The 24,345-nt window shown below is 67.6% G+C and carries 21 protein-coding genes, 3 pseudogenes and 1 riboswitch; of the genes and pseudogenes, 9 read left to right on the forward strand and 15 right to left on the reverse strand.

Annotation, left to right across the window (positions count from 1 at the left end; translation table 11 throughout):
* Window positions 1–95: 95 nt before the first annotated feature.
* The 3 genes and pseudogenes from gcvP to gcvT all read right to left on the reverse strand — a co-directional run bounded on the left by gcvP (window position 96) and on the right by gcvT (window position 4,515).
* A complete protein-coding gene (gene gcvP / locus F1642_RS08940; RefSeq protein ID WP_194886032.1) occupies window positions 96–2,930 on the reverse strand; it encodes an aminomethyl-transferring glycine dehydrogenase in 2,835 nt (944 codons plus the stop codon).
* A 97-nt stretch (window positions 2,931–3,027) separates the two neighbouring features.
* A complete protein-coding gene (gcvH, locus tag F1642_RS08945; protein WP_194886254.1) occupies window positions 3,028–3,384 on the reverse strand; it encodes a glycine cleavage system protein GcvH in 357 nt (118 codons plus the stop codon).
* Window positions 3,385–3,398: 14 nt separating this feature from the next.
* Window positions 3,399–4,515: pseudogene (gene gcvT / locus F1642_RS08950) on the reverse strand (glycine cleavage system aminomethyltransferase GcvT).
* Window positions 4,516–4,673: 158 nt separating this feature from the next.
* A riboswitch (glycine riboswitch) is annotated at window positions 4,674–4,763 on the reverse strand.
* Window positions 4,764–4,910: 147 nt separating this feature from the next.
* Here gcvT and F1642_RS08955 point away from each other — a divergent pair.
* Window positions 4,911–6,620 carry a hypothetical protein gene (locus F1642_RS08955; RefSeq protein ID WP_194886033.1) on the forward strand — a complete coding sequence of 570 codons (1,710 nt, stop codon included), beginning with the start codon at window positions 4,911–4,913 and terminating at the stop codon, window positions 6,618–6,620.
* Here F1642_RS08955 and F1642_RS08960 read toward each other — a convergent pair.
* The 8 genes and pseudogenes from F1642_RS08960 to F1642_RS08995 form a co-directional block, all read right to left on the reverse strand.
* Window positions 6,617–7,696, reverse strand: coding sequence for an ABC transporter ATP-binding protein (locus tag F1642_RS08960; protein WP_139599168.1), 1,080 nt, complete (start codon window positions 7,694–7,696; stop codon window positions 6,617–6,619). The genes F1642_RS08955 and F1642_RS08960 overlap by 4 nt on opposite strands.
* Window positions 7,697–7,760: 64 nt before the next feature.
* The gene (locus F1642_RS08965; protein ID WP_045982353.1) at window positions 7,761–8,540 is read right to left on the reverse strand and encodes an SDR family oxidoreductase; all 780 of its coding nucleotides are present in this window, start codon (window positions 8,538–8,540) and stop codon (window positions 7,761–7,763) included.
* Window positions 8,541–8,678: 138 nt separating this feature from the next.
* A complete protein-coding gene (gene rpe / locus F1642_RS08970) occupies window positions 8,679–9,362 on the reverse strand; it encodes a ribulose-phosphate 3-epimerase (protein ID WP_046000595.1) in 684 nt (227 codons plus the stop codon).
* Between the two features lie 28 nt (window positions 9,363–9,390).
* Window positions 9,391–10,314 carry a CbbX protein gene (gene cbbX, locus F1642_RS08975; RefSeq protein ID WP_194886034.1) on the reverse strand — a complete coding sequence of 308 codons (924 nt, stop codon included), beginning with the start codon at window positions 10,312–10,314 and terminating at the stop codon, window positions 9,391–9,393.
* Between the two features lie 77 nt (window positions 10,315–10,391).
* Window positions 10,392–10,811 carry a ribulose bisphosphate carboxylase small subunit gene (locus F1642_RS08980; RefSeq protein ID WP_045982330.1) on the reverse strand — a complete coding sequence of 140 codons (420 nt, stop codon included), beginning with the start codon at window positions 10,809–10,811 and terminating at the stop codon, window positions 10,392–10,394.
* A gap of 12 nt (window positions 10,812–10,823) precedes the next feature.
* A pseudogene (locus F1642_RS08985) lies at window positions 10,824–12,283 on the reverse strand (form I ribulose bisphosphate carboxylase large subunit).
* 21 nt (window positions 12,284–12,304) lie between these two features.
* Window positions 12,305–13,177 carry a phosphoribulokinase gene (locus tag F1642_RS08990; protein WP_194886035.1) on the reverse strand — a complete coding sequence of 291 codons (873 nt, stop codon included), beginning with the start codon at window positions 13,175–13,177 and terminating at the stop codon, window positions 12,305–12,307.
* A 7-nt stretch (window positions 13,178–13,184) separates the two neighbouring features.
* Entirely contained in the window at window positions 13,185–14,063 is an 879-nt protein-coding gene (locus tag F1642_RS08995) for a fructose-bisphosphatase class I (RefSeq protein WP_194886036.1), read from the reverse strand.
* Between the two features lie 98 nt (window positions 14,064–14,161).
* Between F1642_RS08995 and cbbR the strand changes: the two genes are divergently transcribed.
* Complete coding sequence (gene cbbR, locus F1642_RS09000; protein ID WP_139599166.1) at window positions 14,162–15,094, forward strand: LysR family regulator CbbR; 933 nt, start codon at window positions 14,162–14,164, stop codon at window positions 15,092–15,094.
* A gap of 117 nt (window positions 15,095–15,211) precedes the next feature.
* Here cbbR and F1642_RS09005 read toward each other — a convergent pair whose 3' ends face one another.
* Genes F1642_RS09005 through F1642_RS09020 form a run of 4 tightly spaced genes read right to left on the reverse strand, consistent with a single transcriptional unit; the run spans window position 15,212 to window position 17,126 of the window.
* Complete coding sequence (locus F1642_RS09005; protein WP_194886037.1) at window positions 15,212–15,637, reverse strand: FlgD immunoglobulin-like domain containing protein; 426 nt, start codon at window positions 15,635–15,637, stop codon at window positions 15,212–15,214.
* 20 nt (window positions 15,638–15,657) lie between these two features.
* On the reverse strand, window positions 15,658–15,879 hold the full coding sequence (locus F1642_RS09010) for a flagellar hook capping FlgD N-terminal domain-containing protein (protein ID WP_194886038.1): 222 nt from the start codon (window positions 15,877–15,879) through the stop codon (window positions 15,658–15,660).
* Entirely contained in the window at window positions 15,872–16,702 is an 831-nt protein-coding gene (locus F1642_RS16515; protein ID WP_194886039.1) for a flagellar hook-length control protein FliK, read from the reverse strand. The genes F1642_RS09010 and F1642_RS16515 overlap by 8 nt, the downstream gene beginning before the upstream one ends.
* Window positions 16,703–16,721: 19 nt before the next feature.
* Window positions 16,722–17,126, reverse strand: a complete 405-nt coding sequence (locus F1642_RS09020; RefSeq protein ID WP_194886040.1) for a hypothetical protein — start codon at window positions 17,124–17,126, stop codon at window positions 16,722–16,724.
* Window positions 17,127–17,306: 180 nt separating this feature from the next.
* On the opposite strand from F1642_RS09020, the gene F1642_RS15790 reads away from it, so the two are divergent.
* From F1642_RS15790 to carB, 7 genes and pseudogenes are all read left to right on the forward strand, one after another.
* Complete coding sequence (locus tag F1642_RS15790; protein ID WP_245008396.1) at window positions 17,307–17,504, forward strand: rod-binding protein; 198 nt, start codon at window positions 17,307–17,309, stop codon at window positions 17,502–17,504.
* Window positions 17,501–17,818 carry a hypothetical protein gene (locus tag F1642_RS09030; protein ID WP_194886041.1) on the forward strand — a complete coding sequence of 106 codons (318 nt, stop codon included), beginning with the start codon at window positions 17,501–17,503 and terminating at the stop codon, window positions 17,816–17,818. Before F1642_RS15790 ends, F1642_RS09030 begins: the two co-directional genes overlap by 4 nt.
* 169 nt (window positions 17,819–17,987) lie before the next feature.
* Window positions 17,988–18,830, forward strand: a complete 843-nt coding sequence (locus tag F1642_RS09035) for a flagellin (protein WP_045982357.1) — start codon at window positions 17,988–17,990, stop codon at window positions 18,828–18,830.
* A gap of 86 nt (window positions 18,831–18,916) precedes the next feature.
* Window positions 18,917–19,282, forward strand: a complete 366-nt coding sequence (gene flaF / locus F1642_RS09040) for a flagellar biosynthesis regulator FlaF (protein WP_052714760.1) — start codon at window positions 18,917–18,919, stop codon at window positions 19,280–19,282.
* Window positions 19,279–19,683 carry a flagellar biosynthesis repressor FlbT gene (gene flbT, locus F1642_RS09045; protein ID WP_045982339.1) on the forward strand — a complete coding sequence of 135 codons (405 nt, stop codon included), beginning with the start codon at window positions 19,279–19,281 and terminating at the stop codon, window positions 19,681–19,683. Before flaF ends, flbT begins: the two co-directional genes overlap by 4 nt.
* Window positions 19,684–19,690: 7 nt before the next feature.
* Window positions 19,691–20,464, forward strand: coding sequence for a DUF1217 domain-containing protein (locus F1642_RS09050; RefSeq protein WP_052715248.1), 774 nt, complete (start codon window positions 19,691–19,693; stop codon window positions 20,462–20,464).
* 139 nt (window positions 20,465–20,603) lie between these two features.
* Window positions 20,604–23,941: pseudogene (carB, locus tag F1642_RS09055) on the forward strand (carbamoyl-phosphate synthase large subunit).
* Window positions 23,942–24,345: the final 404 nt, after the last annotated feature.

The raw sequence follows: 24,345 nt of genomic DNA on the forward strand, positions 1-24,345 counted from the left end.
GGGCCGTGTCAGATCGTGACATGCAAGGGCAATGCCCGGGGCGGGGCAGGGTTCCCCCCAAGGCCCGGATTTCGGGCCCTGGGGGCTGGCATCGCCTATTTGGCAGCCTCGGCATAGGCTTCCAGCGGCGGGCAGGTGCAGATCAGGTTGCGGTCGCCATGGGCGTTGTCCACGCGCCCGACCGGCGGCCAGTACTTGTCCACGCGGAATGCACCCGCCGGGAAACAGCCCTGTTCGCGCGAATAGGGGCGGTCCCAATCGCGGACCAAATCCTCGACCGTATGCGGCGCGTGGCGCAACGGGCTTTGATCCGCGGCAATGCGACCCTCGGCCACGTCGGTGATCTCGTCGCGGATTGCCAGCAGCGCGGTGATGAAGCGGTCGATCTCGGCCTTGGTCTCGCTCTCGGTCGGCTCGACCATCAGCGTGCCGCTGACCGGCCAGCTCATCGTGGGGGCGTGAAAGCCGTTGTCGATCAGACGCTTGGCGATGTCGTCCACCGTCACGCCATGTTCGGCAAAGGGCCGCGTGTCGATGATGCATTCATGCGCCACCCGGCCGCGATTGCCCATGAACAGGATCGGATAGGCCCCGGCCAGCCGCGCCGCGATATAGTTCGCGTTCAGGATCGCCACGCGGGTGGCTTGGGTCAGGCCCTCGCCGCCCATCATCAGGCAATAGGCCCAGCTGATCAGCAGGATCGACGCCGACCCATAGGGCGCCGCACTGACCGCGCCTTCGCCGCCCTGCGGATCGCCTGGCAGGAAGGACGCCAGATGCGCCTTGACCCCGATCGGCCCCATGCCGGGGCCGCCGCCGCCATGCGGGATGGCAAAGGTCTTGTGCAGGTTCAGGTGGCTGACATCGCCGCCGATCTCTCCGGGCTTCACCAGACCCACCAGCGCGTTCATGTTCGCGCCGTCGATATAGACCTGCCCGCCATGGTCATGCGTGATGTCGCAGACCTGTCGCACGGTGTCCTCGAAGACGCCGTGGGTCGAGGGGTAGGTGATCATCACCGCCGCCAGCCGGTCGCCCGCCTTAGCCGCCTTGTCGGCGAAATCCTCCAGGTCGATGTCGCCGTTCGGGGCGGATTTCACCACCACGACCTGCATCCCGCACATCTGCGCCGATGCCGGGTTCGTCCCATGCGCCGACACCGGGATCAGGCAGATGTCACGCTCCTCGCCCCGCGCCTTGTGATAGGCCTGGATGGTCAGCAGCCCGGCATATTCCCCCTGCGCGCCGCTGTTCGGCTGCATGGAGAAGGCGTCGTATCCGGTGATCACGCACAGCTTCTGGGTCAGGTCCGCGATCGCCTCATGATACCCCGCCGCCTGATCGGCAGGCGCAAAGGGATGCAGCGCGCCGAACTCGGGCCAGGTGATCGGCATCATCTCGGCCGCGGCGTTCAGCTTCATGGTGCAGCTGCCAAGCGGAATCATCGCCCGGTCCAGCGCCAGATCCCGGTCCGACAGGCGGCGCATATAGCGCATCATCTCGGATTCGGCGCGGTTCATGTGAAAGACCGGATGGGTCAGGTACTCGCTCTCGCGCAGCAGCGCCTCCGGGATCGCGGGTGCGGTCGCCGCCGGTGCCGCATCGGTGATCCCGAACGCGTCCAGCAAGCGAATGATCACGCCCGCATCGGTCGTCTCGTCCACGCTGATGCCCACGCGGTCGCGGCCCACCTTGCGCAGGTTGATGCCGCGATGACGCGCGGCGGCCATGATGCCCTGCTGTCCCACGCCCACCTTGACGGTGATGGTGTCAAAGAACGCCTCCGGCGCGACCTCGGCCCCCGCAGCACGCAGGGCATCGGCGACCGTGACCGCGTGCAGATGCACCCGCTGCGCGATGGCACGCAGGCCCACGGGCCCGTGGAACACCGCATAGAATCCCGCCATCACCGCCAGCAGCGCCTGCGCGGTGCAGACATTGCTGGTGGCCTTCTCGCGGCGGATATGCTGCTCGCGCGTCTGCAGCGACAGGCGCAGCGCCTGGTTGCCCGAACTGTCGATGCTGACTCCGACGATGCGCCCCGGCATCGCCCGCTTCAGCGCGTCGCGGCAGGACATGAAGGCGGCATGCGGCCCGCCATAGCCCATCGGCACGCCAAAGCGCTGCGACGATCCGACGGCGATGTCGGCACCCATCGCGCCCGGCTCCTTCAGCACGCACAGCGCCAGAAGGTCGGTCGCGACGATGGCAAGCGCGCCCGCGGCATGCAGCGCCTCGATCTCGGGGGTCAGGTCGCGGACATGGCCATAGGTGCCGGGATACTGGAACACCGCGGCAAAGACCTGATCCGCCACCAGATCGTCAACCGAGCCCTTGATGATGCGAATGCCCAAAGGCGCCGCCCGCGTCTCGATCACCGCGATGGTCTGCGGGTGCAGGTCATGGGCCACGAAGAATGCGTCCGCCTTGGACTTCGACTGCCGCCGCGCCATGGCCATCGCCTCCGCCGCCGCGGTCGCCTCGTCCAGCAGCGATGCGTTCGCCACCGGCAGCCCGGTCAGATCCGCGACCATGGTCTGGAAGTTCAGCAGCGCCTCCAGCCGCCCCTGCGCGATCTCGGGCTGATACGGCGTATAGGCCGTGTACCAGGCCGGGTTCTCCAGGATGTTGCGCTGGATCGCAGGGGGCGTGACGGTGCCATAGTAACCTTGGCCGATCAGGCTGGTCATCACCCGGTTCTTGTCCGCCACCTCACGCATGCGTGCCAGCAGCCCGGCCTCGGACAGCGCCGGCCAGTCCAGCGCATCCGACTGGCGGATCGCCGCGGGCACGGTCTGTTCGATCAGCTGGTCCAGGCTGTCGGCCCCAACCGCCTTCAGCATTTCGGCCATCTCGACCGGGGACGGGCCGATATGCCGGCGGTTCGCGAAATCGTCGGGGTTATAGTCGGTGGGCGTCCAGCGGCTCATCCTGGCCTCCTTGCCGGGCACGCGCGGCGGCGGCCCTTCTTCTTTGTTCAAATACCTTGGGGGTCCGGGGGTGAAACCCCCGGCCGGCGGTCGATCTTCAGTCGACCAGCGCCTTGTAGGCGGCCTCGTCCATGAACTCGTCCAAGGCACCGGCATCCGTGGGCTTGATCCGGAAGAACCAGGCGGCCATCGGATCGCCGTTCACGTCGCCGGGGCTGTCCGACAGCGCCTCGTTCACCGCGGTGATCGTGCCCGCCACCGGGGCCGTGATGTCGGACGCGGCCTTGACGCTCTCGATCACCACGATCTCGTCGCCGGCGGACACCTCGCGCCCCTCCTCGGGCAGCTCGATGAACACCACGTCGCCCAGCTGTTCGCTGGCATGCTTGGTGATGCCCACGACGATCTCGTCGCCCTCGGCGCGCAGCCATTCGTGGTCTTGGGTGTATTTCAACATGATCAGGTCCTTCAGCGTTTATAGGATGGGGTGACGAAGGGCAGGGCGCAGACCGTCAGGGGCATGCGCTTGCCGCGCAGCTCCGCCTGGATCGTGGCACCCTCGGGGATGTCGGCGGGAATGCGGGCCATGGCGATCGGGCCGCCCACAGACGGCCCGAAGCCGCCCGAACCGACCGTCCCGATGGGCGTCCCGTCATCGGCGAACAGCGCGACCCCCTCGCGGATCGGTGCGCGGCCATCGGGGCGCAGCCCGCGGCGGGTGACGGCGGGCGATCCCAGTTCGGCCAGCACCGCGTCGGCGCCGGGAAACCCGCCCGCCCGCGCGCCGCCCGCGCGGCGCACCTTGGGGATCGACCAGCCAAGCGCCGCCTGCGCGGGCGTCACGCCCCCGTCCATGTCATGACCGTAAAGCGGCATCCCCGCCTCCAGCCGCAGGCTGTCGCGCGCCCCCAGACCGATGGGCGCCACCTCGGGCTCTGCCAGCAGCGCCCGCGCGAAATCCTCCAGCCGGGCCTCGGGGACCGAGATCTCGAACCCGTCCTCTCCGGTATAGCCCGACCGCGATACCCAAAGCGTCGCCCCATCCCAGTCCAGCGCGGTGCTGTCCATGAACCGCATCGCCGCTATCCCCGGCACCAGCCGGGCCAGCGCCGCCTCCGCCTGCGGCCCCTGCAGCGCCACCAGCCCGCGATCGGTCACCGGCGTCACCGTCACGCCCGCCAGACCGCGCAGATGCGCGATGTCCTGTTCCGCACAGGCCGCATTCACGACCAGCAGGTAATGATCGCCCCGGTTGGCGAACATTCAGGTCGTCCAGGACCCCGCCCGCATCGTTGGTGAACAGGCCGTAACGCTGCCGCCCGGGCGCCAGGCTCGCGACATCTGCGGGGATCAGCGTCTCCAGCGCCGCGGCGGCGGTGGCCATGTCGCCATCATCAGGGGTGACCAGCACCTGTCCCATGTGGCTGACGTCGAACAGCCCGGCCCGCGCGCGGGTGTGCAGATGTTCGGCCATCACCCCCATCGGGTACTGCACGGGCATGTCCCAGCCCGCAAAGGGCACCATGCGGGCACCCTGTTCGACATGAAGGTCGTAAAGACCGGTCCGGCGGCTCGTCTCGGCCATCTGGCCTCCTGCGTGTCTGCCGGGCAGCCGGCATCGGTTGGACGGGGAATGCCCCCGTGCGTCGATGCCCCCTCTGTCCGTGCCGGTGCCCCTGTCGGGACTTGGGCGCCTGAGATCGTTATCCCTTCGGCGGGCCTCTCGGCCACTCTCCAGAGTTCTTGGGGAAGACGGTCCTTTTGCCTGAGAGCTTGCCGGGGCGGCTTCTCCTTCGGCCCCGGCGCAGCGCCGGTGTCTCCCGAATTCCTGCCCTCGGTGCTAGCCGCCCCCTTGCGGCAAGGCAAGACCTTTGTCGCAGCCGTGCGTCAAAGCGGCGCTTTCCGCCCAAGGGCCGGGCAAACGTTGACAGGCCCCGCCCCCATGCGCATCGTCGCGGCTTGCCCCCGGACAGGTCGCCCATGCCGCCCAAGTTCTTCCAGATCGGCTTCAACAAATGCGGCACGACCTTCATCGCGCGCCTGTTCGACCTGAACAGCATCCCGGCTGCACACTGGCTGGAAGGCGCGCTGGCCGATGACATCGCTTATGCCAAGCTGACCGGTGCCCGGCCGCTGGCGCGATGGGCGGACAGCGTCACGGCCTTCACCGACATGGAATCGGTGCGCTTCCTGAACATGCCGGTGATCGAGGGGTTCCGCGACTTCGCCCTGCTGGATCGTCACTATCCCGGTTCGGTCTTCCTGCTGAACACCCGCCGGGTCGAGGACTGGATCGCCAGTCGCTATCTGCACCGGGGCGGCGCCTATGCCCGCAGCATCGCGGCCAATCTGGGCGTTCCCCTGGGCGATCTGGGCGACATCTGGGCGCGGGACTGGGCCGACCACCTGTCCGCCGTGCGGGCGCATTTCGCGGGCCGCCCCACCTTCATCGACATCGACATCGACCAGGCCGCCCCCGAGGATTACCGCCGCGCCCTGTCGCCCTGGTACGACCTGCCGCACCTGCCCGCCCTGCCGGGCACGGGGGTGCGCCAGGCCCGGCGCGCGAACCTGCCGCGGGTGCTGGCGATGATGCAGACGGGGGTTCCCGGCATCGACATCGACCCCGACCGTCGCGCCCGGCTGGCGGCGCGCCTGGCCCGGCTGGCCGCGCCCGCCCGCCTGCGGCAGAAAGGTACGGTCGACCGCCCGCCCCATGCGCAGGCGCTGTGCTTGGACATGGATCAGGGCCGCCTGCGCACGGCCGACGGGGCCGACCTGCCGCTGCATCGCGGGCCGGACGGGCGGTTCTATCTGGCCGCACAGCGCCCCGGCCTGCTGCGGGCGGCGGCAGTGGCCAATGACATCGCCGCGTTGACAGATCGGGGGCGGTACTGGCTGGACATGCGCCCCGCGACCTTCGCGGGCAGCGGACCGGACGATCCCGCCGACGGACCGCTGATCGCCAGCCTGCGCCGCACGGGGGCGCGCAACGTGTTCCTGTGGCCCGCGCCTTGGCTGCACCGCATCGGCAATGACGGCTTTCCAGGCGCACCCGCGGGCGATGACCCCGCATGGCAGGACCGCGCCGACGTGGCGGGGTGGCGCGGAACGTTGTCCGGCCATCACGACCGCCTGACGGCGGAGGGCGCGATCACCGCCCTGCTGACCAACGCGCCGGGCTCCGACGCCTTCGCACAGGCGGTCGATGCCTTGCCGCGGATGTCGCGCTGGCGGTTCCTGACCGACCATGCAGGACGCGACGGCGTCGACCTGGCGCTGATCCCCGATGCGCGGGTCGCGCGGGCGCTGGACCGCGGCGGCTTGCGCCCGCCTGCGCCGCAGGCGTCGCCCCGGCCGCCGCGCCACGCCCTGTGCCTGTCCGGCTCCGAGGGGGATGCCGACCTCCTGCCCCTGGTCAACAGCCACGCGGTGGTGATCCGCCAGGATGACGGCTGGGAAAGCTTTGCGGGGCGGCTGTTCCGGCCTTGGGTCCACGTCATTCCGATGGCGCAGGACGGGTCCGACCTGCCTGACCGGCTGGCCTGGGCCCGCGCAAACCCGGACGCCTGCCGGCAGATGTCGCGCAAGGCGCGCAGGCTGTGCCATGCCCTGGCCGATCCAGCCGGGCGCAGGCTGCATCTGGCACAGGTGCTTGCCGATTACCGCCGCGCCACGGGCCAGGACTAGCGGCGCGGAAAGACGAAGACCCGGTCGCGGCGCAGCATCAGCCACATCGGCGTCCCGGCAGGCGGCAGGAACACCCCCGGCACCGTCGCGTTCAGTGCGATGCCGCCCGCATCGGTCGCGAACTCGACCAGCGATTCGCGACCCAGATAGCGGGCCCGCGTGACCCGCGCCAGCGCGGCGCTGCCGTTTTCGGCGGTGGGGGCGGGGCCCTGTCCGGCGCGGTCGAAATCCATCTTCAGGTGCTGGGGCCGGATGACGATGTCGACCTCTGCCCCCTCGGGCAGGCCGGGCGTCAGGAACTGGCCGAAGGGCGTGTCGGTCAGCGCGCCCTGCACCCGTCCCGTCAGCACGTTGATGTCGCTGAAGAACCCCGCCGCCAGCCGGTCCACCGGTGCGTTGTAGAGGTTGTAGGGCGCACCCTGCTGCACGATCCGGCCCCCCCGCATCAGCAGGATCTGGTCGGCCATCCGCATCGCCTCGTGCGGCTCGTGGGTGACCAGCAGGACGGCGGTGCCCTCATCCTTCAGCAGGGCCAGCGTCTCGTCGCGGATGCCGTCGCGCAGGCGCTCGTCCAGGCCGCTGAACGGCTCGTCCATCAACAGGACGCGCGGCCGCGGGGCCAGGGCGCGCGCCAGGGCCACGCGCTGCTGCTCTCCGCCGGACAGCTCATGCGGATAGCTGTCGATATGGGCGGTCATGCGCACGCGGTCCAGCAGCTCGGCCACGCGGTCGCGGTTGGACTTCCAGCCGCCGGCCAGGCCGAATGCCACGTTCTCGCGCACGGGCAGATGCGGGAACAGCGCGAAGTCCTGGAACATCAGCCCGATCGCGCGGCGTTCGGGCGGGATGCGGAACTGGGTGTCGCAGACCAGCTGGCCGTCGACGAAGATCCGCCCCCGGTCCTGCATGTCGACGCCTGCCACGATGCGCAGCGTGGTCGATTTGCCGCAGCCCGACGGGCCCAGCAGGCAGGCCACCTGGCCCGCCTCGACCTGGAAGCTGACATCGTCCACCACCGCCTGCCCGTCGAATCGGCGGGTCAGTCCCTGAACTTCCAGGCGGGGGGGCACGGTCACGGGCGATCCTTGGCGTTTTGGTCGGGGTTGCGTATCAGGCGCGCCCCCGCCTCGCAACAGGGCCTCAGACCGTGACGTTCAACGCGCCGCCGTCCAGCAGCACGTTCTGCCCGACGATGAACCGCGCCTGCTGGCTGCACAGGAACGCGCAGGTCGCGCCGAAATCGGCAGCCGTGCCATAGGTGCCGGTGGGGATGGTCGCCTGCCGCTGTGCGCGGGCCTGATCGACGGTGATGCCCTGCGCGGACGCCACGCCGCCATCCAGGCTGTCGGCGCGGTCGGTCGCGTGGATGCCGGGCAGCAGGTTGTTCACGCAGACGCCCTTGCCGGCGACCTGGCGCGACATGCCGGCCACGAACCCGGTCAGCCCGGTGCGCGCCGTGTTGGACAGCCCCAGCACCGAGATCGGCGACCGCACCGATGCCGAGGTGATGTTCACGACCCGGCCCCAGCCGCGGTCCATCATGCCCGGCACCAGCGCCTGCATCAGGGCGATGGCCGACAGCATGTTGGCGTCGATGGCACGGATGAAATCGTCGCGAGTCCAGTCCTGCCAGTCGCCCGGCGGAGGGCCGCCCGCATTGGTGACCAGGATGTCGGCATGGCCCACGGCGGCCAGCACGCGGGCGCGGCCCTCCTCGGTCGTGATGTCGGCGGCGACCGGGGTGACCTCGACGCCATGCCGTTCGGCGATCTCGCGGGCGGTCCGGGTGATCTCGGCCTCGGTGCGGGCGTTGATGACCAGGTTCACGCCGGCCTCGGCCAGCGCCTCGGCGCAGCCGCGCCCCAACCCCTTGGACGCCGCACAGACCAGCGCCCGTTTGCCCTTGATCCCCAGATCCATCGTGTTCTCCCTCTGCGTTCGACGCGCAGGAAACGCGGGCGGGGCGGCATTGTCAAACGCGATGACGGCGGCGATGCGCCGCGGGGCGCAGCCCCGCGGCAAGGAAGGGGCCTCGACGGCCCCGCCCTTGCCCCATGCTCACTCCGCGATGGCCTTGCGGATCGCGCGCATGTTCGTGCCATAGACGTCGGGCCGGTCCACCGACCCGCCCTTGAAGACCGCCGATCCCGCGACCAGCACGTCGGCCCCGGCCTGTGCCACCAGCGGCGCCGTCGCCGGGTCCACCCCGCCATCCACCTGGATATGGATCGGCCGATCGCCGATCATCCCGCGCAGGCGGGCGATCTTGTCGACCTGGCTGTGGATGAACTTCTGCCCGCCGAAACCGGGGTTCACCGTCATCACCAGCACCATGTCGCACAGGTCCAGCAGGTATTCGACCGCCTCGACCGGGGTGCCGGGGTTCAGCGCGATCCCGGCCTTTTTGCCCGTCGCACGGATCGCCTGCAGGGTGCGGTGCGGATGCGGCCCGGCCTCGACATGGGCGGTGATCATGTCGGCGCCCGCCTCGGCATAGGCCTCGATATAGGCGTCGACCGGCGCGATCATCAGATGCACGTCCATGACCGTCTTGACATGCGGGCGGAACGCCTTGACCGCCGGGGGGCCGAAGGTCAGGTTCGGCACGAAATGCCCGTCCATCACGTCGACATGCACCCAGTCGGCGCCCTGCGCCTCGATGGCGCGAATTTCGGCCCCGAAATTGGCGAAATCGGCGGACAGGATTGATGGGGCGATCTTGATCGTGCGGTCGAAATCCATGGCGCTCTCCAGTCTGTTCGGGCGGGGTTCACTCCGCTGCGGCCTGCCTGCTGGCGCGGTCCACGTCAAGACCGCCGTCGAAGACCCGGCTGGCGCGGATGTCCGGCGCGCTCAGCGTGGACAGGGCGGCGGCGTCCAGCGGCCCCTGCGCCTCGGTGAACAGACGGTTCGCCTGCCGCAGCCGGGCGCGGTCCAGCGCGTTCCGGATCGACCGGGCGTTCGCGAAATGCGGCTGCGTGCGCCGCGCGGCGATGTACTGGCCCATCGCGGTGCGGGCCGCGTCGTCCAGGCGATAGCTCTGCCGCGCCAGCATGCCTTCGCAGATGTGCAGCAGCTCGTCGTCGCTGTAGTCGGGAAACTCGATGTGGTGGGCGATCCGCGACCGGAACCCGGGGTTCGAGGCAAAGAACCGGTCCATCCTGTCGCCATAGCCCGCCAGGATCACCACCAGGTCGTCGCGGTTGTTCTCCATCACCTGCAGCAGGATCTCGATCGCCTCCTGCCCATAGTCGCGCTCGTTCTCGGCCCGGTAGAGGTAATACGCCTCGTCGATGAACAGCACGCCCCCCATCGCCTTCTTCAGCACCTCCTTGGTCTTGGGCGCGGTATGGCCGATATACTGGCCCACCAGGTCGTCGCGCGTGACCGTCACAAGGTGTCCCTTGCGGACATAGCCCAGCCTGTGCAGCAGCGTGGCCATCTTCAGCGCGACGGTCGTCTTGCCCGTGCCGGGATTGCCGGTGAAGCTCATGTGCAGGGTCGGCGTCTCGGTCGCCAGGCCCAGTCGCCGCCGCGCCCGGTCGACCAGCAGCAGCGCCGCCGTCTCGCGGATGCGCGCCTTGACGGGGGCCAGGCCCACCAGCTCCCGGTCCAGTTCGGCCAGGACCTCGGCCACGCCGCTGTCGGCAAAGTCCCGGGCAAGGTCGACATGGGTCGGGACATCTTCGGTCATCATGCACCTCTTTCGTGGAATGCGTCCGGGCGATGGGAGGACACCGCCCGGACCTGGCCCTGCGGAGGAGCAACCTCTCAGGGATAGCGTGCGCCCTCGGGCTCGCGCATGGCGTAACTCTCGATGCTGTATCGGACCGTCCGGCCCTCGCCCTCCTGGCGCACCAGCCGAAAGCCCGGTTCCACCGCCGGGCGGTTCACGATCATCGCCATGCGGATCGATTCCCATCCGGGCGAGGCATCGAAGGCGATGACGCGGATATAGACGCCGCCATGCACCTTGCGGCATTCGTTGACCTCGAACACCACCGCCGCGGCGTCGGGATTGTCGAACATCGGGTGGCCCCACATCTCCCAGTACGTGTTCCGGGGATGCGGATCGTCGGTGTATTCGACCGATACCGCCCAGCCCCTGTCGATGGCGTACTGGGCCTGCACGCGGATGTCGTCATCCGACAGGTCGGGCAGAAAGCTGAACTGGCCTTGGGTCATCTTCATGGCTCTGGCTCCTCAAAGGGACACTTCGGGGGTGGGCGCGAAATCGGGCGCATCGGTCGAGGCATAGTCGAAGCTGACGTCCTTCCAGACATCCAGGGCCTGCTTCAGCGGCGTGCAGGTGCGTGCGGCGTCGCGCAGGATGTCCTCGCCCTCGTTCCAGATGTCGCGGCCCGAATTGCGCGCGAACACCATCGCCTCCAGCGCGACGCGGTTGGCCTGCGCGCCGGCGGCGATGCCGTGGGGGTGGCCGATCGTGCCGCCGCCGAACTGCAGCACGACATCCTCGCCCAGGTAATGCAGCAGCTGGTGCATCTGGCCGGCATGGATGCCGCCCGACGCCACCGGCATCATCTTGTTCAGGCTGGCCCATTCCTGGTCGAAGAAGATCCCGTTCTCCAGCGCCATGGGATTCCGCTCCTCGCGGAAGATGTCGTAATATCCCCTGGTGGTCGCCGGATCACCCTCCAGCTTGCCCACGACGGTGCCTGCGTGCAGGTGATCGACGCCGGCCAGGCGCATCCATTTCGCGATCACGCGAAAGCTGACGCCGTGGCTGCGCTGGCGGGTATAGGTCGAATGCCCGGCCCGGTGCAGGTGCAGGATCATGTCGTTGTCGCGCGCCCATTTGGCCATCGACTGGATCGCGGTGTACCCGATCACCAGGTCGATCATCACGATCACCGACCCAAGTGATTTCGCGAACTCGGCCCGTGCGTACATCTCCTCCATCGTGCCGGCGGTGACGTTCAGGTACGTTCCTTTGACCTCTCCGGTCGCGGCGCTGGCGCGGTTCACCGCCTCCATGCAGTACAGGAACCGGTCCCGCCAATGCATGAAGGGCTGGCTGTTGATGTTCTCGTCGTCCTTGGTGAAGTCCAGACCGCCCTTCAGCGCCTCATAGACGACGCGGCCATAGTTCCGGCCCGACAGACCCAGCTTGGGCTTGACCGTGGCACCCAGCAGCGGGCGGCCATAGCAGTTCAGGCGCTCGCGCTCGACCACGATGCCGGTGGCGGGACCCTGGAACGTCTTCACATAGGCCACGGGCAGGCGCATGTCCTCCAGCCGCAGGGCCTTCAGCGGCTTGAAGCCGAAGACGTTGCCGATGATCGACGCGGTCAGGTTGGCGATGCTGCCCCCTCGAACAGGTCAAGGTCATAGGCGATATAGGCAAAGAACTCTCCGGGGCCGTTTGGGACGGGGTCCACGCGATAGGCCTTGGCGCGGTACTTGTCGCAGGCGGTCAGCCGGTCGGTCCAGACCACGGTCCAGGTCGCGGTGCTGCTTTCACCCGCCACCGCCGCCGCGGCCTCGACCGCGTCCACCCCGTCCTGCGGCGTGATGCGGAACAGCGCGATGATGTCGGTGTCCTTGGGGGTATAGTCCGGCTCCCAGTATCCCATCTGCGCGTATTTCAGCACCCCGGCAGAGTACCGCTTTTTCGCGTCCAACTTGGCTGGCATCTCGTTCATGGTCAGTCCTCCGTGAAAGGGTCAGGCGCGCTTGGCGTCATGGGTCAGGCGCAGGATCATCGGCGTCAGGATCAGCTGCATCGCCAGGTCCATCTTGGGGCCGGGCACGACGATCGAGTTGGCGCGGCTCATCCAGGATCCGTCGATCATCTGGGTCAGATAAGGAAAATCGATGCCCCTCGGGTTGCGGAACCGGATCACCACCAGGCTTTCGTCGGCAGTGGGGATCCAGCGCGCGATGAACGGGTTCGACGTGTCGACGACCGGCACCCGCTGGAAATTGATGTCGGTCTGGGTGAACTGGGGACAGATGCAGTGCACATAGGCGTGCATGCGCCGCAGGATGGTGTCGGTCACGGCCTCGGTCGAATAGCCGCGCTGGGCGCTGTCGCGGTGGATCTTCTGGATCCATTCCAGATTGATCACCGGCACAACGCCGATCTTCAGGTCGGCCAGCGCGGCCAGGTTGACGGTGTCGTTGGCCACCGCCCCGTGCAGCCCCTCATAGAACAGTAGGTCGCTGCCGTCGGGAAAGGGTGCCCAGTCCGTGAAGGTGCCGGGCGGGGTGCCCCAGCGTTCCGCCTCGCGGTCGTCATGGACGTAATGGCGGGTCTGGCCGCGCCCCGTTTCGCCATAGACGCGAAAGATCTCCTCCAGCGCCTGCAGTTCGTTGGCGTCAAAGCTGAAATGGCTGAAGGTCGCGTCGCCCGCGGCCAGCCGCGCGGCCAGTTCGGCCTTCATCGCGGCGCGGTCATAGCGGTGAAAGGCATCGCCCTCGATGCTGACGGCGGTGATGCCCTCGCGGCGAAAGATCTGGTCGAAGGTCGACTTGACCGTGGTGGTGCCCGCGCCCGAACTGCCGGTGACCGAGATGATGGGATGCTTCTGGCTCATGGGGTCCTCAGGTGCGGAACAGGCCGCGATGGCCGAACAGGGCCGACACCTCGGCCTCGGGCAGATCGTGATAGGCGGCGACGCGGTCGACCTTGTCGACGCAGCCGAAGACCAGCGGCGTGCGGCTGTCGAACCCGGTGATCACCGCGTCCAGGATCGGCAGCGCGCCGTCCGTCGCCCGTCCCCCGGCCTGTTCGATCAGGAACGCGATGGGCGCCGCCTGATGCAGCATCGACAGGCTGCCCCGCGCATGCCCCGACCGCGCATCAGCGGGCGCCAGGTAGATGCCGCCGCGCATCAGGATCCGATGCGCCTCGGCCACCAGCGACGGGGTCCAGCGCAGGTCGATGGTCCGTCCGCGCGGGCCCTGAACGCCGGCCAGGCAGTCGTCGACATAGGCCCGCACGGGGCGCGGCCAGTGGCGGTACTGCGACATGTCGATGGCCAGGTCGCGCACGGTGTCGGGCAGGGTGGCCCGCGCCCGTTCGATGGCGAAGGCCCACCCGTCCAGCGCCTGCACCTGCACGCCGTCGCCGCAGGTCAGCACCATCAGGCAGCGCGGTCCGTGCATCACGTATCCCGCTGCCCGCATCTGCCGCGCAGGGCGCAGAAAGCTGTCCTCGGCCGTGGCCGCCGCGTCGAAGATCGCAAACAGGGTGCCCGTGGGGGCATTGGCATCAGGCTGGTCGGGCGGCGAATGCGCGATGGCCAAGGCCAGCGCGCCCCGCGGATCGCCCCCTTCGGGCGTGGCCTGATCCGCCCGGCTGATCCAGCGCAGCCCCCTGCCTCGCAGCGCAGCCCCGGTGGCCAGGTGGCGCGCCAGATCATCCAGGCAGGCGTGCAGATCGGCCGGGATCAGGTCCGTGTCGATGGTCGCTTCGGTCATCGTCCCCTCCCCGGCACGAGTGCTGCCAGGGGACATTGACAGGCGCCCACGTTTCGGAAAATTTAATAAGGTGAAAGACGCATTCAGGAAAACTTAAGATGCGCCATGATGCCGTCACCCTGCGCCAATTGCGCGCCCTGCGCGCGGTCGCCGACAGCGGCAGCCTGACCCTGGCCGCGGCGCAGCTGGGCCTCAGCCCGCCCGCCATTCACAGTCAGCTGAAATCGCTGGAGGATCTGGCTGGGGCGCCGTTGCTGCAGCGCGCCGAGCACGGGGCGTTTCGCGCCACCGCACAGGGTCGTGCCCTGCTGATGGCAGAGGCCCAGATCGCCACCGCACTGGCCCGCGCTGGGCGCGAGGTCGCGTCCCTGGCCCAGGGGCACAGCGGCAACGTGGTCCTGGGGGTGGTGTCCACCGGCAAGTATTTCGCGCCGTTCCTGGTCGCCACGCTGCAACGCGCCCTGCCGCGGATCGAGGTGACGCTGCGGATCGGCAACCGCGACGCGATCCTGGCCGCGCTGGCCGCGGATGAGCTGGACCTGGCGATCATGGGCCGCCCGCCGCGCGAACCCGCCGTGATCGCCGCCCCCGTCGGGCCGCATCCGCACATCATCATCGCGGCACCCGACCATCCGCTGGCGGCCCAGGACCCGGTGATGCCGATGGACCTCTTGTCCCAGACCTTCCTGTCGCGCGAGGAGGGGTCCGGCACCCGCATCCTGATGACCCGCTTTCTGGACCGCATCGGCGAAGGTACGCCCTGGCGCGCGACCGAGATGGGCACGAATGAGACGATTAAGCAGGCGGTGATCGCGGGCCTGGGGATCGCGCTGATCTCTCAGCATACCTGCACGGAGGAATTGCGCACCGGCCGCCTGGTTGCGCTGCAGGCCATCGGCCTGCCCATCCAGCGCAGCTGGTACCTGCTGCACCGCGCCGACCGCGCGCCCAGTCCGGCCACCGAACGCATCCGCGCGGCCATCGCGGGTCTTGGCGGCAGCTTCCTGCCGCGTCTGGAGGGGCGCGGCTGATCTTGCCGGTTCCGGGTCGTGTTGTCGTGCGGCCGTCGCCCGGGCAAATACGAACGGCCGGCCGCTATGGCGGGCCGTTCCCCTAATCCACCGACACCGCCTCTTAACGCTGATCCGTCAGCCGGCGTCGCGCAGGGCCGTGACCTCTCCCGCCGGGGCAGAGGCGCCGCCTTCGAACACGACCCGCCCACCGCTGGCGTCGAACTGCGCCTCGACGATGCGGGCGTAGGCGCCGACCTTGCTCTCCAGGATCATCTCGCCGCCGCGCCGGCTCTCCAACGTAAAGCTGTACAGCCCGTCAGGCAGCTTGGTGTCGTCGGCGCTGCGGCCCAGCCAGTCGATCTGGCCCTCTCCGGGGCCGATCTCCTCGCGCGTCACCTCGCGGCCTTGCGCGTCGCGGGTGACCAGCTGCACGCTGTCGGCCAGGGAATGCGGCACCACGTCCAGGGTGATGGCGTCGTCGCCGAACCAGATCGGGGCGGTGGTCCGCCCCTCCTTGCCGATCCAGCCCGCGATGCCCGCACCACCCGCCTGCCCGGCCATCTGCTCCAGGAACTTGTTGCTCAGCGCCGCCTGTTCGACCCGGCGAACGTCGCCAGCTGGATCGCAAAGTCTGTGCTTTCCATAGGGTTCAGGGGATCCTGGTTCTGCAGCTGCGCGGTCAGCATGGTCAGGAACGTCTGAAAGTCCCCTCCCGCGCCGGCGCCTGCGAACCCGCCCGCGCCTGCCGCAGAGGGGGTGGCCGCGGGAATGGTCACTGTCGGGCTGGTGATCGCGTCAACCATGAAAGGCTCCTATAATCTGATGTCCAGGCGGCGGTCGCTCAACGCGGTGGGCGACATGCGGACCCGCAAGGGGGGCGGCCGAAAAGGGAATGTCGTCGTCATCGCTGGCACGGCCCTGCGCAGGCTGGCTGTCGCTGCGGTCGTCGCGGCGGAAATCCAGACTGCCCGCGGACACGCCCGCATCGGCTAGCTGCTGCGTCAGCAGGTCCGCGTTGCGGCGCACCAGGTCCAGCGTCTCGGGGCGCTCGGCCCAGATGGTGATCTGGCCGCGATCTGGGCCCGACATGACCAGGCGGATGCGGCCCAGCTCCTCGGGGGACAGGGCGATCTCGGTCCGGTCGCCACGGGTGCTGACCAGCGCGTCGGTGACCTGCTGCAGCACGGGGCGCGGATCGTGCGACGCAGCCTGCCAGCCGGACCCGGCAGCGGCAGTGGCCCGTGCGGCGGCGGGGGTGTGCGAATCGGTGCCGAACGGCAATTCGGCCAAGGTCTCCGCAAGGCCTGCGGGCAGGGCGATCTCGGACCGAGCGGCAGTGATCGGGTCGCGGGCCACCGTTGGCGCCGGACGGTCCGGTGCCGCCCGGTCGACCGGGGGCGGGGCGGCGTTGCTCGGGCTGGCATCGACGGGACGGGCGGTCGCGGCGCTCTCGGTCGCCGTGATCGGACGGCCCGGGCGCGCCGGCGCGACAGGCTGGCCGCCGCCATGGACCGGGGCCACCTGTGCGGCGTTTGCCCCAGGCAGGGTGGGGGCCGGGTTGGCGGCCTGCTGCGTGACGCCTGCAGCGACGATGGGGGTCGTGGTCGGCGCGACTGCGGTCTGCACAGCCGGCGCGTCCGCGGGATCAGTCGCAGCAGGGGTCGTCGGGTCGGTCGATTGCGGTGCCGTTGGAACCGCATCGCCGATCAGGCTCGCATCGGGATGTCCGTGCGTCCACGGGCAGCAGGCTGGCCAAAGGATCGCCGCCCTGAATGTCGGCTGATTCGTCAATCTCGGGCGCTGGCAGCTGCGGAAGGCCTGCGGCCAGCGCCTCGATCGCGGGATCGGTGCCGGGCGGTGCGCTGAACTCTCCGCTGAAGCCCATCTGCTGCTCTAGCCATGCCGCAAGCGGGTCCTGCGGTGGTGCTGGCACCGCGGCCGTGGGGGCGGCTGGTACCATCGCGCCTGCCGACCAGAGATCGAAACCCGATTCGCCCGTGATGGCAACAGGCGTCGCCGCATCGACGAAGGCATCGGCGCGGGCGGGCATGGGCGATATGATCTGGGATGTCAGCCATGAAAAAGCCTCTTTGGGTTTTTTCCTGATTAGTCCTTATTCCTTACCAATTATTTACGACGCCCCGATATTTTGAATCCCATCGTCATATGCAGCGGGGACTGAATGCAGATCGAACCGATTATTCCCACGACGGCTCAAAAGCCCTCGTCCGTGGCTGTCGCGAATCAACTTGAACAGGCATTTCTGGAGGAGATGCTGAAATATTGCGGCCCCGGCCCGTCCGAAGGCGCCTTTTCCGGCGGCGCCGGAGAGGAGCAGTTCTCCAGCTTCCTGACGCGCGAACATGCGGGGCTGTTGGCGGAACGCCTGGACCTGGGCTTTGCCGCCATGCTGGAGGGCCGCGCATGAGCCGCGCCCTGACCCGCCAGGTGGCCCAGATCCGCGGCGCGCTGATGGCCGGAAATGCCCAGGCAGCGCTGGCAGGATTGGACGAACTGACCCGCATCGCCGCGCGCAAGGGCATCGACACCCCCACCCGTGATCTGCTGGAGCCCGCCTTGGCCGACCTGCGCGCGCTGGCACAGGCCTCGCTCAAGGGCGCGCAGCAGGCGGCCGAACAGGTGCGCGCCATCGTCCAGGCCGCACGCAGCCTGCAGACCTATGATTCCCTGGGTCAGCGCCATGTGAGTGAAACCCGCGCGAATGCACCGCAAAGGTTTTGATAAAATGCGTCGGAAGGTTTGTTTGAGAGGAGGGCCGATATTCACTAGTTGTCAATAACCGGCCGCTAAACCGGGGACATGCCAGGGAAATGGCAAGGGCAACCGCCCGACAGGTCAGAAGGCCACAAGATGCAACCTGGGTGCAAAGCACCTTATATCGGAGGACACCATGTCCAGCATTCTGACCAACAACAGCGCCATGGTCGCGCTGCAGACCCTGAAAAGCATCAACTCGCAGCTGGGTAAAACCCAGTCCGACATCGCGACCGGCAAGACCGTCGCGAACGCCAAGGACAACGCTGCCGTCTGGGCGATCTCGAAAGTCATGGAAACCGACCAGTCGGCATTCAAGACGATCCAGTCGAACCTGAACGTGGCCGACGCCGTGGTGGGAACCGCCCGCGCTGGCGCCGAGCAGATCACCGATCTGCTGAAGGAGATGAAGAACCTGGCGATCGGCGGTGCCAACGACGCTGCTGACTTCGGCAAGATCCAGACGGATATGGCGAAGAAGGTCGAGCAGATCACGGCGATCATCGAGGGGACGCAGCTGAACGGCGTCAACCTGCTGAAGACGAACCCGACCGGCACCAACACCGCCTTCACGGTTCTGGGTTCGCTGGACCGCACCAACGGCACCGTGGCCACCGGTGCTGCCAACATCGAGGTCGACTCGGTCGACTTCGAGGCAGGCCTGGATGTCGCCGGTCTGACCGCGGTCACCGACCGTGCCTCGGCCGAAACCGCGATCGGCGAGATCGAGGCCCTGATCGACGTCGCTGTTCAGGGTGCCGCCGATCTGGGTTCGGCCGGCAAGCGGATCTCTGACCAGTCCAGCTTCGTGGGCAAGCTGTCGGACTCGCTGAAAACCGGCATCGGCTCGCTGGTCGACGCCGACATGGAGGAGTCGTCGGCTCGCCTTCAGGCCCTGCAGACGCAGCAGCAGCTGGGCATCCAGGCGCTGTCGATCGCCAACCAGGGGCCGTCGGCCGTCATGTCGCTGTTCCGCTGATAAGACCGGCGGGCGCCCCAAGGGCGCCCGCCACCCTCTGAATATCATTCAGCCCCTGATCACACTCCAGAATGGGAAGCACGATCTTGAACGCGGTAACGCCACTGACCGACCATGGCTACAGGACATCCGCCATCCGCTCTCCGCGCGATGCGGAATACGACATCTTCTCGCGCGTCACGCGCATGCTGCGGCAGGCCCCGCGAAAGGCCGACAACACCGATACCATCCAGGCGGTGCACAAGAATTCCGAACTGTGGACGATCCTGGCAACCGACCTTGCCGACCCCGGCAACGGGCTGCCCGATCAGGTCAAAGCCGGCCTGATCTCGCTGGCGGGATTTGCCATCCGCCACGGTCAGGCCGTGATGGCGGGCAGCGCCCAGACCGATCCGCTGATCGACATCAACATGACCGTCATGCGCGGTCTGCGCGGAGAGGGCGCACCATGAGCGGCCTTGTCCTCAAGCTGGCACCGAACGAACGCGTCCTGATCAACGGCGCGGTGATCGAGAACGGCGACCGCCGCACCAAGATCGCGATCAAGACGCCCAATGTGAACGTCCTGCGCCTGCGCGATGCGATCCATCCCGACAGCGCCCAGACACCGGTGTCGCGCGCCATGTATGTCGCGCAGATGATCCTGTCCGGCGATGCCGAACCGTCCGAGGGCCGCCGGCAATTGCTGATCGCCATCGAACAATTGAGCCAGGTGTTCGACGATCGCGACAGCCGCCTGCTGTTGGCCGAGGCCAGTGCCGCCGCGGTCGATGCGAACGCCTATCAGGCGTTGCGCAAGCTGCGCGATCTGCTGCCTCGAGAGGCGCGGCTGTTCGCCGCCGCCCGGACGTGAGGGTATCATGACCATCTCTGTCGGCGCCACGGGCCTGCTGGGCTGGAAGATCGTCCAGCGAACCGAGGCCCGGCAGATCGAATCCGTTGCCCGCGACCCTGTGGTCCAGCGCAGCACGACCTACTTCCGTGACAAGATCGCGGCCACCACCAAGGCCGAGGAGTTGGTCAAGGATTACCGCCTTTTGAGCACGACGCTTTCGGCCTTCGGGCTGGAGGCGGACCTGCCCAACAAGGCCTTCATCCAGAAGGTTCTGGAAAGCGATCCCGCGGACAAGTCGTCGCTGGTCAACCGTCTGGCCGACAAGCGCTATCTGCGCATGAACGAGGCGATGGGCTTTGGGTCGACGAAGCCCGCCAAGGATCTGGCCGACACCATCAGCACCGCCTTTGTGCAGCGTGAATTCGAACGGCGCATCGGTGAAAGCGACGACAACCTGCGTCTTAGCCTGAATGCCCGGCGCGAGGTGCAGGAGCTGGCAGGCCGCACCTCGACCGACCGGACCCTGTGGTTCGAGGTCATCGGCAACGCCCCGCTGCGCAAGGTCTTTCAAGGTGCATTCGGGTTCGGCGACAACTATGCCCGACTGCCGATCGACCGCCAGCTGGAGGAATACACCAAGGCCTCGGAGAGGCTGCTGGGCAGTTCAAGCTTCAAGGACATTTCCAAGCCCGAGAACGTGGAGAAGCTGATCCAGACCTTCATGGCGCGATCGCAGTTGACCACGTCGCCCACGGCCAATCGCTACAGCGCGGCGCTGACCCTGTTGCAGAACTTCTGACCTTGCGTCACCCTGGCGGCAGGCAAAGCCTGATTTCCACGCGCCAGCGGCCCGCCGCACCTTGCGCCCAAGGCGTGGCTGGCTATAACCCCGGACGATTTGCCGCGATCGATGCACGACCAGCCCGGGGGCCAGAACCATGCCGAAACGTACCGATATCAAGTCGATCCTGATCATCGGGGCAGGGCCCATCGTCATCGGGCAGGCCTGCGAGTTCGACTATTCCGGGGCTCAGGCCTGCAAGGCGCTGCGCGAGGAAGGTTACCGGGTCATCCTGGTGAACTCGAACCCGGCGACGATCATGACCGACCCGGAAATGGCCGATGCCACCTATATCGAGCCGATCACCCCCGAGATCGTCGAAAAGATCATTGCCAAGGAGCGCCCCGACGCCTTGCTGCCGACGATGGGCGGTCAGACCGGGCTGAACACCGCGCTGGCCCTGGCCGACAGCGGCGCGTTGAACCGCTATGGGGTCGAACTGATCGGCGCGCAGCGCAGCGCCATCGAGATGGCCGAGGACCGCAAGCTGTTCCGCGAGGCGATGGACCGCATCGGCCTGGAGAATCCCAAGGCCACGATCATCGCCGCCCCCAAGCTGGCATCGGGCAAATACGACATCAATGCCGGCGTCAGCCAGGCGATGGACGCGCTGGAGGAGATCGGCCTGCCCGCGATCATCCGCCCGGCCTTCACCCTGGGCGGCACCGGCGGCGGCGTGGCCTATAACCGCGACGATTACGAACGCATTGTCCGGTCGGGCCTAGACGCCTCGCCCATGGCGCAGGTTCTGATCGACGAAAGCCTGCTGGGCTGGAAGGAGTACGAGATGGAGGTCGTGCGGGATCGCAACGACAACGCCATCATCGTCTGCGCGATCGAGAACATCGACCCGATGGGCGTGCATACCGGCGACAGCATGACCGTCGCCCCGGCCCTGACCCTGACCGATCGCGAATACCAGATCATGCGCACGGCCAGCATCGCGGTCCTGCGCGAGATCGGCGTCGAGACTGGCGGTTCCAACGTGCAATGGGCAGTGAACCCCGCCGACGGCCGCATGGTCGTGATCGAGATGAACCCCCGCGTGTCGCGGTCGTCCGCGCTGGCCTCCAAGGCCACCGGCTTCCCGATCGCCAAGATCGCCGCGAAGCTGGCGGTGGGATACACGTTGGACGAACTGGACAACGACATCACCCGCGTCACGCCCGCCAGCTTTGAGCCGAGCATCGACTATGTCGTGACCAAGATCCCGCGCTTTGCGTTCGAGAAGTTTCCGGGCAGCAAGCCCGACCTGACCACCGCGATGAAGTCCGTGGGCGAGGTCATGGCGATCGGCCGCAGCTTCCACGAATCGCTGCAGAAGGCGCTGGCCTCGATGGAGAACGGCCTGACCGGCCTGGACGAGATTGCCATCGAGGGCGCGTCCGAGCAGGGCAAGCCCGCCGTCATCGCTGCCCTGTCCAAGGCCACCCCCGACCGCATCCGCGTCATCGCCGAGGCGATGCGGTTCGGCCTGTCCGATGACGAGATCCACCGCGTCACCAGCTTTGACCCGTGGTTCCTAGCCCGCATCCGCGAGATCATCGATGTCGAGCATCAGATCCGCGAGAACGGCCTGCCGACCGATGCCGACGGGATGCGCCGCATCAAGATGATGGGCTTCACCGATGCCCGCCTGGCCCATCTGACCAAGACCGACGAGACCACGGCGCGCCGCGCCCGGCGCAACCTGGACATCCGCCCGGTGTTCAAGCGCATCGACACCTGCGCGGCCGAGTTCGAGGCCCAGACCCCCTACATGTATTCCACCTATGAGGCGCCCGCGATGGGCGACGTGGAATGCGAATCCCGCCCCACCGACGCCAAGAAGGTCGTCATCCTGGGCGGCGGTCCGAACCGCATCGGCCAGGGGATCGAGTTCGACTATTGCTGCTGCCACGCCTGCTATGCGCTGACCAAGGCGGGCTACGAGACGATCATGATCAACTGCAATCCGGAAACGGTCAGCACCGATTACGACACCTCGGACCGGTTGTATTTCGAACCGCTGACCTTCGAACACGTGCTGGAGATCCTGCATACCGAACAGCAGAACGGTACCCTGCACGGCGTCATCGTCCAGTTCGGTGGCCAGACGCCGCTGAAGCTGGCCAATGCGCTGCAGGACGAAGGTATCCCCATCCTGGGCACGACCCCCGACGCCATCGACCTGGCCGAGGACCGCGAGCGGTTCCAGCGCCTGCTGCAGGATCTGGGCCTCAAGCAGCCGATCAACGGCATCGCCAGCAGCGACGCCCAAGCCATCGAGATCGCCGAGCGCATCGGCTTTCCGCTGGTCATCCGCCCGTCCTATGTTTTGGGCGGCCGCGCGATGGAGATCGTGCGCGACATGGACCACCTGCGCCGCTACATCACCGAGGCCGTGACGGTCAGCGGGAAAAGCCCGGTCCTGCTGGACAGCTATCTGTCCGGTGCGATCGAGGTCGACGTCGACGCCCTGTGCGACGGCGAGACCGTCCATGTCGCGGGCATCATGGAGCATATCGAGGAGGCCGGCGTCCATTCGGGCGACAGTGCCTGTTCGCTGCCGCCCCACACGCTGGATGCGGCGACCGTCGCGGAACTCAAGGTCCAGACCACGGCCATGGCCCGTGCGCTTAAGGTCAAGGGCCTGATGAACGTACAGTTCGCCCTGAAGGACGGAGAGATCTTCGTGCTGGAGGTCAATCCGCGCGCCAGCCGCACCGTGCCCTTCGTCGCCAAGGCCACGGACAGCGCCATTGCCTCGATCGCCGCGCGGCTGATGGCGGGCGAGCCGATGTCGAACTTCCCCGCGCGCGCCCCCTACCCAGAGGGCGTGGGCCCGGAAACCGACCTGCCCTTTGCCGACCCGATGACGCTGGCCGACCCGATCACGCCCTGGTTCTCGGTCAAGGAGGCCGTGCTGCCCTTCGCCCGCTTCCCCGGCGTCGACACGCTGCTGGCCCGGAAATGCGTTCGACCGGCGAAGTCATGGGCTGGGACCGCAACTTTGCGCGCGCCTTCCTCAAGGCGCAGATGGGTGCGGGCACCGACCTGCCGACCACCGGCCGCGTCTTCCTGTCCGTCAAGGATGCCGACAAGACGCCCGCCCTGGCGCAGGCCGCCCGCGACCTGGTGACGATGGGCTTCGATCTGGTCGCGACCTCGGGCACCGCCGATTTCCTCGATGCGCAGGGCGTGGCATCTACCCGCGTGAACAAGGTCTATGAAGGCCGCCCGAACATCGTCGACCGCCTCAAGAACGACGAAATCGCGATGGTCCTGAATACGACCGAAGGCGTCCAGGCCATCGCCGACAGCCGCGACATCCGCGCCGTCGCCCTTTACGACAAGATCCCCTATTTCACCACGGCCGCAGGCAGCATCGCCGCCGTGGCAGCGATCAAGTCCCGGGAGGAAGGGGAAGTCGGCGTGAGGTCGCTGCAGGCTTGAAGTTAACTGCCGGGCAGGGGCATCCCTACCCGGCGAACGGCACGTTTAATCAAGAAGACCAATAGCTTTTCCATATACCTCCAGCTTCTTGAGTGTGTAGTTGGCAATGTCCGCGCGACCTGTCCTTGTTCGCCACATCATCTCAATGCGTATTGGCCCGCCCTCGGTTTGAGCCAAAATGTCAGACCGGACGGCATATTTGCCGGGTAACGCTACTTCGACATCAAAGCTTGATATTAAGCCCGATTCAACCAAAGCTCGGCAGATCGTCCGATTGACGGCTGCATCGTCTGCTGATGCGATGCGCGCGACCTTCTCGAAGGAGGCGCGACTTTGAGAACCCAATTTTTTTCCCGTGGTGAGTGTTTTTTGTGTGCCTTGAGAAAAAATCGAGCCAAATTCAG

The organism is Paracoccus sp. NBH48, from assembly GCF_015390265.1.
GTDB classification, from domain to species: Bacteria; Pseudomonadota; Alphaproteobacteria; order Rhodobacterales; family Rhodobacteraceae; genus Paracoccus; species Paracoccus marcusii.